This window comes from Lacicoccus alkaliphilus DSM 16010 (genome assembly GCF_900142805.1).
GTDB classification, from domain to species: Bacteria; Bacillota; Bacilli; order Staphylococcales; family Salinicoccaceae; genus Lacicoccus; species Lacicoccus alkaliphilus.
The window spans coordinates 182440-195408 of record NZ_FRCF01000002.1 but is presented as its reverse complement, the minus strand read 5'-3'; the positions used below and the strand labels follow the sequence as shown (position 1 = coordinate 195408).

12 protein-coding genes are annotated in these 12969 nt (G+C 49.6%); all 12 read right to left on the bottom strand.

The features are described from left to right. Window positions 1–2 precede the first annotated feature (2 nt). The 12 genes from BUA12_RS01125 to coaE all read right to left on the bottom strand — a co-directional run bounded on the left by BUA12_RS01125 (window position 3) and on the right by coaE (window position 12955). On the bottom strand, window positions 3–1676 hold the full coding sequence (locus tag BUA12_RS01125) for a glutathione ABC transporter substrate-binding protein (RefSeq protein WP_072707502.1): 1674 nt from the start codon (window positions 1674–1676) through the stop codon (window positions 3–5). A gap of 175 nt (window positions 1677–1851) precedes the next feature. Next, window positions 1852–3195 carry an MFS transporter gene (locus BUA12_RS01120; protein ID WP_072707500.1) on the bottom strand — a complete coding sequence of 448 codons (1344 nt, stop codon included), beginning with the start codon at window positions 3193–3195 and terminating at the stop codon, window positions 1852–1854. A gap of 36 nt (window positions 3196–3231) precedes the next feature. Next, complete coding sequence (locus BUA12_RS01115; RefSeq protein WP_072707498.1) at window positions 3232–4335, bottom strand: 5-methyltetrahydropteroyltriglutamate--homocysteine S-methyltransferase; 1104 nt, start codon at window positions 4333–4335, stop codon at window positions 3232–3234. Between the two features lie 491 nt (window positions 4336–4826). Next, window positions 4827–5186 carry a 50S ribosomal protein L20 gene (gene rplT, locus BUA12_RS01105; RefSeq protein ID WP_072707494.1) on the bottom strand — a complete coding sequence of 120 codons (360 nt, stop codon included), beginning with the start codon at window positions 5184–5186 and terminating at the stop codon, window positions 4827–4829. 26 nt (window positions 5187–5212) lie between these two features. Further along, window positions 5213–5413: a 50S ribosomal protein L35 gene (gene rpmI / locus BUA12_RS01100; protein ID WP_072707492.1), complete on the bottom strand. Its 201-nt coding sequence runs from the start codon at window positions 5411–5413 to the stop codon at window positions 5213–5215. Window positions 5414–5437: 24 nt separating this feature from the next. Beyond that, window positions 5438–5968 (bottom strand): translation initiation factor IF-3, encoded by a 531-nt coding sequence (infC, locus tag BUA12_RS01095; RefSeq protein ID WP_072708831.1) that lies wholly within the window; start codon window positions 5966–5968, stop codon window positions 5438–5440. 208 nt (window positions 5969–6176) lie between these two features. Next, on the bottom strand, window positions 6177–8120 hold the full coding sequence (gene thrS, locus BUA12_RS01090; protein ID WP_072707490.1) for a threonine--tRNA ligase: 1944 nt from the start codon (window positions 8118–8120) through the stop codon (window positions 6177–6179). A 302-nt stretch (window positions 8121–8422) separates the two neighbouring features. Further along, the gene (gene dnaI / locus BUA12_RS01085) at window positions 8423–9349 is read right to left on the bottom strand and encodes a primosomal protein DnaI (protein ID WP_072707488.1); all 927 of its coding nucleotides are present in this window, start codon (window positions 9347–9349) and stop codon (window positions 8423–8425) included. Window positions 9350–9353: 4 nt separating this feature from the next. Then, entirely contained in the window at window positions 9354–10706 is a 1353-nt protein-coding gene (locus BUA12_RS01080) for a replication initiation and membrane attachment family protein (RefSeq protein WP_072707486.1), read from the bottom strand. Then, on the bottom strand, window positions 10693–11166 hold the full coding sequence (nrdR, locus tag BUA12_RS01075; RefSeq protein WP_072707485.1) for a transcriptional regulator NrdR: 474 nt from the start codon (window positions 11164–11166) through the stop codon (window positions 10693–10695). Before nrdR ends, BUA12_RS01080 begins: the two co-directional genes overlap by 14 nt. A gap of 113 nt (window positions 11167–11279) precedes the next feature. After that, the gene (locus tag BUA12_RS01070; protein WP_143146082.1) at window positions 11280–12287 is read right to left on the bottom strand and encodes a glyceraldehyde-3-phosphate dehydrogenase; all 1008 of its coding nucleotides are present in this window, start codon (window positions 12285–12287) and stop codon (window positions 11280–11282) included. 68 nt (window positions 12288–12355) lie between these two features. Then, entirely contained in the window at window positions 12356–12955 is a 600-nt protein-coding gene (gene coaE / locus BUA12_RS01065; protein ID WP_072707481.1) for a dephospho-CoA kinase, read from the bottom strand. Window positions 12956–12969 lie beyond the last annotated feature (14 nt).

The window sequence follows — 12969 nt, the reverse complement described above, 5'->3', positions numbered from 1 at the left end:
TTTTATTCGCTTAAAGTCACATCTCGGAAATCCGGCTTATTATAGTTGTTGATGTACAATCCTTCCACGTCACTGCGCTGGGCGTTCATGCTGAGCGCCTGCCTCATATAGATCATCGGTGCCTCGTCCACAAGGATTTCCTGCAATTCATGGTAAATTTCCACACGTTCTGCCTCATCAGTCGTCGTCCTTCCCGCTTCAAGCAGTTCATCGATCCTTTCATCATCGGTGAAGGTGCGGTTCCCCTGGCTGCCTTCCATTGATGAATGGAACAATGGCCATACGGACTGGTCCGGGTCGCCTGTCGGATTCGGCCAGCCGAGGATGAAGATGTCATGATCGCCAGTGCCGGTCTCTTCAAGGTAGGCACCCCATTCCAGCTGGTCGACGGTGGCATCCACATTGATTTCCTGCAGTGCTTCCTGCAGGTAGATCGCGACATCGACCCGCTCCGGCGCATCATTGGTGATGATGCTGATGTCAAAGCCGTCTTCATATCCGGCTTCCGCCATCAGTTCCTGTGCGCGTTCGACATCATGTTCAAGCCCTTCCAAATCCTCATCATGCCCGAGCAGTTCGGGCTGGATCGGCCCTGCAGGAATCCTGCCGGTGCCGCTGTATATGCCGTCGATGATTTCCTCTTTATCCACGACATGCGAGATCGCCTGCCTCACCCTTTTATCGTCAAGTGGTTCTTTTTGCGTGTTGAACCCGATGAATTCCACTGCGATATTATAGAGCGTGTAAGATTCGGTTTCATCGTTATCCTCGATGCGCTGCAGATGGTTCGGCTCGAATCCGCCGATCATATGGGATTCGCCCGTCTCGAGCTCGGCAATCCTCGAACCGGTCTCCGAGACGACCCTGTAGGTCACTGTATCCAGGTTCATCGCTCCGCCCCAGTAATCATCGAATCTCGATAATGTGGTGCTCTCACCGGGATTCCTTTCCTCGAATTGGGCATAGTTCGTGCCGATGGGCTGTTGTTCCACCACAGTCCCCACTTCGCCTGAGATGTCATCCACTACAGCTTCATACTCCTCGCCGCCGGCTTCCCTCAATTCATAATAGTCTTCTACAGTCATATCCGAACCTGCAGATTCAAGTGCCGATCCGTAGTCTTCATCGATGACCTCCTTGCTGATCATGCTCGCACCGTCACTTGTCAGGTGGTTGAGGAGCGGTGCAAACGGATATTCCGTAGTGATCTCGACCGTATACTCATCGACGACCGCCACTTCCTCTATCATTTCAAACAGGTTCATCCTCGCTGATGCGGTCGCAGGATCCAGCAGACGGTCGAAATTCGCCTTGACTGCTTCTGCATTGAATACGCTGCCGTCATGGAACGTCACATCTTCACGCAGGTTGAAGACCCAAGTGTTGTCATCCGTCTGTTCCCAGTCCTCGGCAAGGAGCGGCTCGATCTCCATTTCCTCATCCTGCGTGAGCAGCGTTTCATAAATGTTGGTGTTGACCTGATCTGATGGCAGATCACTTACAGCGTGCGGATCGAGGGAAGTCAGATCACTGCCGTATGATACGACGAAATCCCCGCCGCCCTCAGCTTCGCCCTCCGTCCCATTTTCTGCTTCCGGATCCACATCCCCGTCATCCGTGCAGGCCACAAGCAAAAGAAGCACCGGCAGCAGTAGTAATGGTAGCTTTTTATTCATCCTATTCATCCTTCCATAATGATGGCATACATTTCCTACTCGTAAAGTATGATATACAAGAAGAAGGACGAATGCAAGACCTTGATCCGGCCAAAATCAAAGTGGCTGGAAAAATTAAAAAGTGGGTCCCTTTATGTTAAGGGACCCACTTTTATATTTGATGAATGTCTTTATTTTAAGTCTCACCTGCAACGGGCGCGGCAGTCTGCACCGTCTTACCGCTTCTTTCACGGACGAACAATAATGCAGTGCCCCCGAGGAGGCTTGGTATGGCGAATGCCATGAAGGCAGTCTGCGGCTCCAGGTTCGTCATCAGCACCAAACCAATCAATAACGGCGCTGTGATGGAGCCGAGCCTGCCGATGCCGACGGCCATGCTTAGGCCGGTTCCCCTGATATCCGACGGATAGAAGGCGCTGATGTATGGGTTCACCAGATTTTGCGTACCACCCGTACATGCCCCGCCGATCGCGATCAGCACATAGATGAGCAGCGGCTGCTGCGTGATGCTCAAAGCGATGAAGCATACAGCGCCGATCAGGTACATCGTGAGGAGCACATTCTTATGGCCGATCCGGTCGACCATATAACCACCGGTGAGCGAGCCGATGATCTGGCCGAGTGCAAGTATCATGATGAACGACATGCTTGAGGCGACATTGAACCCTGACTCCTGCATCATCGTCGGCAGCCATGTGTTCAGACCGTAAATCATCATCAGGCAGCTGAACACCATGACCCAGAAAGCGATTGTTGTGATCGCACGGTTGTCCGTGAACAACTGTCCGACCGGAAGGCCTTTGGAACCTTTTTTGGCTGCTGTATAAACGAATTCATCCGCCTTATCATAATTGCCGCCAGGATTCGCCCTGTTCAGTATTTCAGCAACTTTTTCCTTATGCCCTCTCGGCAGGTGGTAGGAAATCGATTCCGGGAACTGTTTGATCAGGAACGGCAGTGCGAGCAGCGGCAGTGCGCTCAGCAGATACATGAACCGCCATCCCAGGCTCTCAATGAAATACATTGCAGTGAGGGAGGCGATGATGGCTCCGATCGAATAGCCGGTGTACATCATTGCAACAGTCAGGGCCCTGTTCTTCTTCGGGGAATATTCGCTCATGAATGAGATCACGACAGGCATCAGACCGCCCATCCCGATTGCTCCGATGAAACGGAACACCAGAAACATCGTTGCACTTGTCGCAAGGCCTGCCAGTGCATTGAATACACTGATGAGCACGAGGCAGATGACCAGTATGCGTTTCCTCCCGATGACATCGGAGAAGGAACCGAGCACGAAAGTGCCGAGCATCATGCCGATCAGGGCATAGCTGCCGATGGCACCGCCTTCGGCAGCGGATAAGCCGAAGTCTTCCATCATGTGCGGAAGTCCTATTCCATATAATGCGATATCGAATCCGTCAAAAGCGATGGCAAAGAAACACCATAGAAACACGAGCAGATGGAACTTATTGAAGCGGCTTTTATCGATCGCCTCTTCCACGTGCACTTTCCGCACATTAACCCCTCCTGATATAAAAAATCTATTGTTTGATTATGACCATACTTCTCCTGCAATCTGGACGACATGCCGGATCTTCTCCCACTGCTCGTCCTCAGTCAGCAGGTTGCCCTCCTCTGTCGAGGCGAAGCCGCACTGCGGACTGAGTGCCAGCTGATCGAGCGGCACGAATTTTGAAGCTTCTTCAACGCGCTTCTTCACTTCTTCCTTGTCTTCCAGTTCGCCGTGCTTTGAAGTGATGAGTCCGAGGACGATCGTCAGGTCATCCCGTTCCACGTGGCGCAGCGGTTCGAACCCGCCGGCACGCTCCGTATCATACTCGAGGAAGAAGCCATCGATGTTGAGCTTTCCGAAAATTTCTGCAGCCACCGGCTCATAACCTCCTGAAGAGATCCATGTGGAGCGGAAGTTTCCGCGGCAGATGTGCATCGTAATCTTGAGATCTTCCGGACGGTCCGCCACTGCCTTGTTGATCGTCTCGAGATATTTCTCCACGAGATGATCAGGATCCAGCCCCTTTTTCTTCAATTGTTCTTTCTGCTCATCCGAGCAAAGGTATGCCCATGCCGTATCATCCAGCTGCAGGTATCTGCATCCTGCATCATAAAACTTCCTGATTGCCGTCTTGTAAGCTGCCGCAAGGTCTTCGAAGAAGATTGCTTCATCCGGGTAGACCGCCGAATCCACTTCACCTCGGAAGTGCAGCATGCTCGGGCTCGGTATCGTCACTTTTGCCGTGTGCTCCCCTGCCTGCTCGTTCAGGAATTTGAAGTCCTCCAGGAAAGGATGCTCATCAAAGCCGAGTTGACCGGTGACTTTGATGGCACGTGATTTCGTCGCTTTGCCCTGGAACTGAATGCCGTCGCCACTCCAGTAACCTTCGACACCCGTCAGGTGCTCGAGGAAATCGAAATGCCACCATGCACGGCGGAATTCACCGTCTGTGACCGCTTCAAGTCCGGCTTCTTTCTGCTTTTTCACGACTCTCTTTATTTCTTCATCTTCTATTTGTCTGAGCTCCTCTGGAGTGATTTCCCCCGCCTCAAGCTCGCGTCTCGCATTTTTGATCCGTTCAGGCCTGAGGAGGCTCCCCACCTGATCCGCACGATATATGTTTTTAGTATTTACCTTTGTCATGACCACCACTCCAATTTATGTATTGGATAAATGCTACCATGTCTATGGGATATAGAATAACAGTATTTTTGAATAACTCGATATAGCTTTTTGCTATATCAGGAATTGAAGTGTGACAGGTGAAGGATGGCTGCGCTTACAATTTTGGAGGAATGATCCTGAAAGTCGATTATCTTCACGGATTTTTCCAACTTAATCGATTTCAGGGACGATATTCGATTATCTTCGTGAAATTCCTCCAACTTAATCGATTTCAGGGACGATATTCGATTATCTTCGTGAAAGTCCTCCAACTTAATCGATTTCAGGGACGATATTCGATTATCTTCATCGGATTAGTCTGACTTAATCGAAGTGCCATATAATTTACGCTTCGGCTGCGCCCCGGTAGAAGCCAAATTACCCTGGTCTCCCAGCCCCTCAAAAAAAGCATGACAAAAAACCCCGCTGCATCTGTTCAGCGGGGTTCCAATACCTATATATTATATTACTTATTTAGACAAAGCGTCTTTCGCTTTGTTTGCAAGCTCAGCAAATGCCGCTTCATCAGAAATCGCAATTTCTGAAAGCATTTTTCTGTTCACGTCGATGCCTGCCACTTTGAGGCCATTCATCAGACGGCTGTAGCTGATGTCATTTTGACGTGCTGCTGCGTTGATACGTGTAATCCAGAGCTTTCTGAATTCACGCTTTTTATTTTTACGGTCACGGTATGCATACTGACCTGATTTGATTACCTGCTGTTTTGCTGTTCTGAACAGAGTACTCTTGGAACCGACGTACCCTTTTGCCTGCTTTAATACTTTTTTACGTCTTTTACGTGACGTCAATCCGTTTTTTACACGTGTCATCGTTTATTCCTCCTTGAAAAAGTGTTTTATTTAGCGCGTGCCAGTAAGTGCTTCAGTCTTTTTGAATCTGATTTGGCAACTAAAGTCGCCTTTCTCAGATGACGTTTTTGTTTTGTAGACTTGTTTGCGAATAAGTGGCTTGTGAACGCTCTGCCACGTTTGAATTTACCTGTGCCGGTTTTCTTTACGCGTTTTGCGTAACCTTTGTGTGATTTCATTTTTGGCATTTTTCTGACCTCCGAATTTAATGGTTATTTGTTTTCTGTGATGGGTGCAACAACCAGGAACATGGAACGGCCTTCCATTTTAGGTCTCTGTTCGACTGTTGCAACATCTTTGAGTTCCTCAGCAAAACGTTCCAATACTTTACGACCGATATCTTTGTGGGTGATTGCACGACCGCGGAAACGTATGGAAACTTTGACTTTATCTTCTTTGGCAATGAACTTCTTCGCATTTCTCAATTTAGTGTTGAAATCATGTTCTTCAATCGTTGGCGAGAGTCTGATTTCCTTTAAACTGATTGTCTTCTGCTTTTTACGTGCTTCTTTATCTTTCTTCTGCTGTTCGTACCTGTACTTTCCATAGTCCATGATGCGGGCAACAGGCGGCTTGGCCTTAGGTGCAACCAGTACCAGATCCAATTCCACACGTTCTGCCATTTCCATAGCTTCCCTCGTCGGTTTGACACCGAGCTGTTCACCGTCCTGTGCAATTAAACGAACCTCTTTGGCGCGAATACGATCATTAATGATTGTTTGGTCTTTTGCTATCTTTGACACCTCCAGAATATTTAAGACGAACAAAAAAATAGCGGGTGCATGTAAATGCGCCCGCTAATCACCATCAATACATTCATGCAGCATACGAATCCCGTATACGCATAGTATTTTTGAAACCCGGTCACTGCTTTATAAGCGTTTGCGGGTGAGAAGCGGGTGCTCCTTCTTGTCCGTTCTTATCAACTCTTACTACTATACAGGCCACCTGTTATTTTGTCAAGCTTTTTTTGAGCCTGATTTCATCGACGAGGTGCCAGACGAATTCTTCCTTCTCGAAAGTGTTCTGTTTCTCATCCCCATATTTGCGGACGTTCACTTCATTGCTTTCAATTTCCTTATCGCCGATCACCACCTGATAAGGGACTTTACGCATCTGTGCATCACGGATCTTGTAGCCGAGCTTCTCATTGCGGTCATCGATGCGGACGCGGATGCCGTGTGATTTCATCTCGTCCTGCACGCTTCTCGCATAGTCGTAATGAAGGTCGAGGTTGACCGGGATGATTTCCACCTGCTGCGGTGCGAGCCACAGCGGGAATGCACCCTTGTACTCTTCAGTCAGGAATGCGACGAAGCGTTCCATCGTGGAGACGACGCCGCGGTGGATGACGACTGGACGGTGTGCTGCGCCGTCACTGCCTGTGTAAGTCAGGTCGAATTTTTCAGGCAGCAGGAAGTCCAGCTGCACCGTGGACAGAGTCTCTTCCTTGCCGAGTGCGGTCTGCACCTGCACATCGAGCTTCGGGCCGTAGAATGCAGCTTCGCCTTCAGCTTCCACATATTCCAGGTCCATCTCATCGACTGCTTCCTTCAGCATCGCTTCCGCTTTCTGCCACATCTCATCATCATCGAAGTATTTATCCGTATCCTCGGGATCACGGTAGCTCAGACGGAAGGAATAGTCTTCGATGCCAAAATCCTTATACACTTCGATGATCAGCTGGACGACGCGGATGAACTCTTCCTTGATCTGATCGGGTCTCACGAAGACATGGGCATCGTTCAAAACCATGCCGCGGACGCGCTGCAAGCCGCTGACCGCCCCGCTCGCTTCATACCGGTGCATCATGCCGAGCTCTGCAATGCGGATCGGCAGCTCCCTGTATGAATGCTTTTCATTTTTATAAATCATCATATGGTGCGGACAGTTCATCGGCCGGAGCACGAGTTCCTCGCCATCCATGTCCATCGGCGGGAACATATCTTCGTGGTAATGATCCCAGTGCCCGCTCGTCTTGTACAGATCGACACTCGCCATGATTGGTGTATATACATGGTCATAACCGAGGGAGACTTCCTTATCGACGATGTATCGCTCGATTTCTCGGCGGATCGTCGCGCCGTTCGGCAGCCATAAAGGCAGCCCCGCCCCCACTTCCTGACTGTTCTGGAAGAGTTTCATCTCCTTGCCGATTTTACGGTGGTCACGCTCTTTGCGTTCTTCCAGCAGTTGAAGATGGGCATTCAGGTCTTTCTTGTTGAAGAACGCGGTGCCATAGATCCTCTGGAGCATCTTGTTATCCGAATCACCGCGCCAGTATGCACCTGCCGTCGATAACAGCTTGAAGGATTTAATTTTGGATGTCGTCGGCACGTGGACCCCGCGGCAGAGATCTGTGAATTCCCCCTGGGAATAGATGGTGACGGACTCATCTTCAGGAATCGCCTCGATCAGCTCCTGCTTGTATGGATCGTCCTTGAACAGCTCCTTCACTTCATCACGTGAGAGGACCCGGCGTTCAATCTCCACATTCTCATCCACGATGCGCTGCATCTCTTTTTCGATTTTCGGGAAATCTTCTGAGGAAATGCTCTCCTCCATATCGAAGTCATAGTAGAATCCTTCATCTATGACCGGGCCGACACCAAACTTCACATCACCGTATAATCTCTTCAGTGCCTGCGCCATCAGGTGCGCCGTCGAGTGCCTGAGCACTTCCAGCCCTTCTTCATTCTTGTTGGTGAACAGTTCTATGTCGCTGCTCGCTTCGATCGGCCGGCGGAGGTCGTACATCTCACCGTCGACCTTAGCAGCAACCGCCGCCTTTTTCAGCCCTGGGCTGATTGATGCGGCAACCTCCTCCGGTGTCACGCCGAAATCATATTCTTTAGCATTGCCGTCAGGAAATTTGATTTTAATCGCTTCTGTCATAACATTCATCCTCCCATAAAATAAAAAAACGCCCCTCTGTATAGTAGAGGGACGGCTATAACCGTGGTACCACCCTGATTCACGACCGGCGCACGCCGGTCATCTCAAGTCGGGATGTAACGGTCCCGGCCGGCCGGGCATTAACCGGCAAATCGAAAGGTAGTGACGGCCGACGGTTTAATGCACATCTTTCAGCAGATGATATGCTCTCTTTGAAAAAACCCATCAGTGTCTCGTCCTTTGAATTTTATTAATGAAATTTACAGATTAATTATACTTTAAAAATTATTTTAACGCAACAGTCACCTTGTCCTGTAGTTATCGCCGGTCATCCGGACTTCTTTGCACAGGGCGCGTATGCGCTCCGTCATCCGCCTGGCCTTCGTCTCTTCCACACCATTCTCCTTCGTCCGTGAATACCGGTACTCGAGCTCATCGATCGAGAAATTGGAGCTGATGAACGTCGGCAGCTTTTCGACCATGCGGGAATGCAGTATGCCCGTGATCACTTCGTCCCGCGCCCACGGGGTGACATCTTCGGCACCGAGGTCATCGAGGATGAGCACATGTGCACTTTTGATGGCCCTGTACTTTTCATCCGTCGTGCCGTCCCTGAACCCGGACTTCAGGTCACGGAGTATTTCAGGCACATAGACGATCAGGGATGAGACGGACTTATCCTTCAATTCGTTGGCGATGCATCCGAGTATATAGGATTTGCCGATGCCGAATTCACCGTGGATATACAGCCCCCGGCTCTCTTCACCGGAAGCGACCGCCTCCGTCACCTGAATCGCCTCTTTCAACACTTCGCTGCGGTTCGAATCCTCATCGAGGTAGATCGTGTCGAACGTCGCATTTTTGATGTCTTCAGGCACATGATAGGATTGGATCAGATTTTCACGCTTCCTGAATTCATCATTCCTGACCTTGATCGGGCACGGCGTGTAGAACATGTTCGCACGGCCGTTCCGGATTTCAATGTTGATGATATATCCGTCAGGATGATTGTCGCAGCCGCCTGCGCTGTTTTCACTGCATTCGAGCGGCTGATCTGCATAATGCTTCAAAGTGATCAGGTCGTTTTTGATCATCGAAGCGGTCAGCGGATTTTCCTCATCTTGAATCAGGTCCACAATTTTGGGGTTGCGGATGAGTTCCTGGTAAATCCGTTCGTTGTTTTCTTCTATTTTCCTGTTGTTTTTAATGAATTGGTTGATCGGCTCCATACTATCACCTGTTTTTTCTGAATTCCTCAATCATCTTCTGCAGTTCCGGGTCATCTTTGGCGGTCTTCTTCACAGTGCCGGACGTTTTATCCGGCTTTTCTTTTTTCGTTTGTTTCTGCACCGCCGGGGCGTCCTGCTTCTTCGACATCCATTTCGGTGCCTTTTCACCCTGGCGTTCGGAAGGTATGAACCGCCGCTTCCGCTTCTCCTGCTGTGCATCCCGCTCCTTTATGGCAGCGATAGCTTCATCTGGGTGCTGGTACCCTTTTTCCATCCAGTCCTTAGCGATGGTCATCGTGTAATTATAAGGCAGTTCGCCTTCCATTTTCAAATAAACATATTCAAGCAGTATATTGACGACACCGTGGCTGAGCGTCGTATTGACTATGATGTCGGTGACCAGTTTCAAATCGATGTCCGTCGGCATGCCATGCCGCAGATCACGCAGCCGGTCGATCGGGTTCGTTTCATTCAGCATCCGGATATAGCCTGCATCCGAATCCGAACGGCCCTCTCCGGTGTTTTCACCACCGGGGGCTTCAAGGACGGGGCTGACCTGTTTCGATTCCATCTGGAAATACTTCCTCGCTTCATATTTCAGTTTGGCCGTGTCGATGCCGTGGTAATTCGATGTCACCTTCAGCAGTATATTCTTCATGTCATATGCATTCAGGTTGAAGAGTACACTCAGTTTCACGATCAGCATCCGGACTTCTTTCGTGAAGTATTTACGATCTATGATGGTGCCCTTCAGATGGGTGAACAGGACCTCGAAGTCGAAATCATCGAGATCCACATTGACGCCGGCCGATACAGCTTCCTGTTTGAAGTTCTCTTTCGGCAGTGTAAACGCGGGGTCGTTATTCGGGTTGAAGACTTCGGTGAATTTCGCCGTCACTTCAGTGATGTTTTCCGGGAGCGCCGGATATACGAGGCGCTCTTTTCTGATTTTGTACTGGGCATTCCCTACTTTTCCGTAAAGGTACATGCTCAGCATCGGATCTTTGAAGAAGACTGCGGGGCTGAGCGGGAGCAGCAGTTCATAGACGAACAGGTCTTCATGTGCATTGTTCGAGACATGGCTCTTCAGCAGGCCGATGCCCTCCAGCTTACGGATCATTTCCATCAGGTCGGACAATGATATGGACAAGGCATCCATGAATTCCTTATGGAAACGGATCGCGAGCGGCTCATGATGCTCCGTCGATTCGAACATGTAAATATAAACCATCGATGCCTTTGGACCGATCAATGGCAGATACAATTCATTCAGGCTCGTCATATAGTCTGCACCGGCGTGCATCGGCCTGTAGATGATGAACTCGGTATTCGGCTTCAGACGATTATTGATGTTCATCGTCGTTGCTGCCTTTTGTCAGCTGATTCAGAGCTTCCATCAGCTGGTCTATATCTTTGAATTCCTTATACACGGAGGCGAACCGGACATAAGCCACCTGATCAAGCGTCATGAGCTCCTGCATGACGAACTCCCCGATATCATTTGATGAAACTTCCGCCTTATTGAGGTTTCGTAAGCTCGCTTCGACCTGGTCCGTGCGTTTTTCAAGCTCTTTGTAGGGTATCGGCCGCTTCTCGCACGCCCGGAGCAGTCCTGCAAGCACTTTATCCCTGTTGAAGACTTCCCTTGTGCCGTCTTTTTTCACTACGACCAGAGGTGTGACTTCTATCCGCTCGAATGTAGTGAAGCGAAACCCGCAACGCTCACACTCACGCCGGCGCCGGATCGCTGCCATTTCATCCGTATGGCGTGAATCGACCACTTTTGAGCTGCTGTGCTGGCATTGTGGACATTTCATAAATGATCACCCCTTTTTAACGTTTTGTTCCTTTATATTATATCAAATTTTATGCATTCTCTATAGAGATAGAAATAAAAAAAGCCCGGAAATCACTCCGGGCTTGGGACAGCTTATAGTTTTTCCGCAATCTTTTCAGCCAGTTCGACGGTGCGCACGGAATACGCCCACTCGTTGTCGTACCATGCCAGCACTTTGACTTTATTGTCGTCCATGACCATGGTGAGGCTTGCATCGATGATGGAACTTCTCGAATCAGTGTTGAAGTCCCTGGAAACAAGCGGCTCGTAAGTGACACCAAGGATGCCTTTCATATCGCCATCGGCATACTTTTCGAAAATTCCGTTCACTTCCTCCGCCGTCACTTCCTTCTCAAGGTCCACCACCAGGTCGACGAGGGAGACGTTTGGTGTCGGTACACGAAGCGCCATGCCGTCAAGTTTCCCTTGAAGCTGAGGCAGCACTTCACCGAGGGCTTTTGCGGCACCCGTGGAGGTCGGTATGATGTTTTCAGCAGCCGAACGCGCACGGCGCAGGTCCTTATGCGGGTTATCTATACTCTTCTGATCATTTGTATATGCATGGACCGTCGTCATCAGACCATTGATGATGCCAAACTCGTCATCCAGTATTTTTGCGACCGGAGCGAGGCAGTTCGTCGTACATGAAGCATTTGAGAATACTGTATAATCATCCACACTTAGGTGTTCATCATTCACACCGACGACGACCGTCTGTACTTTGCCGCCTTTGGTCGGACCGGTCAGAACCACTTTTTTGGCCCCTGCTTTGATATGTCCGGAAGCTTTTTCCTCACTGTTGAATTTGCCGGTCGCCTCGAACACGATGTCAACACCAAGGTCGGACCAGGGTAAATTCTCAGGATTACGGTCGCTTACAATCTTCACCTCGTGGTCATCGATGAGCAGCGCACCTTCTTTGGGCTCCACTCTTTTCTGCCACTTTCCGTGAGTTGAATCGTAATTAATCAGATGAGCAAGCGTTTCAGCCGGGTAGCTTGCATTCACTGCCACAACATCCAAATGTTCGGATTCTGATGCAATCCTGAAAACCATCCTGCCGATTCTGCCCAACCCGTTTATCGCAACTTTTTTCATGATAAATCTCCTTCGTGTTATACTTTTCATAAATAGTATAACACATTTAATTTCTTAGAAAAGCCCATTTATTACAATTCTTCATTTTGCAATTCTTTCAGGAATTCATCGATCTGCCTGAACAAATTTTCCTCTTCGCCGTTATTGTCAAACACACGGTCACTGAGTGCTTTCTTCTCATCAAGGGACATCTGGCTGTTGATCCTCGCTGCAGCATCCGCTTCATTCAGACCGTTTCTCGACATCAGCCTGTCCAACTGATTTTCCCTCGTCACATAGACTGTCACGGTCAAATCACACTTTTTGTCCAGGCCGTTTTCAAACAGCAGCGGTATGTCCAGGAAGACATGGTCTTCTTTTATGAATGCCTCCTGGTCCGCATTCATCATCCGCCGGATTTCCGGGTGGGATATTTGATTCAGTTTCTGCCTCTCTTCCGGATCATTGAAGATGATCTTGCCGAGGGCCGCCCGGTCGATCTCTTCATCGTCATCCAGAATGTGCGCGCCGAAAGCATCGATTATCTTATGATAGCCCGGACTGCCCTTTTCGGTCACTTTCCTCGCATAGACGTCCGCATCCAGCACTTTGAAACCCTGTTCTTCTATGTATGCGGATGCTGTGGACTTACCACTCGCAATACCGCCCGTCAAACCGATCACCTTATACATCGCTGCAATCCTCT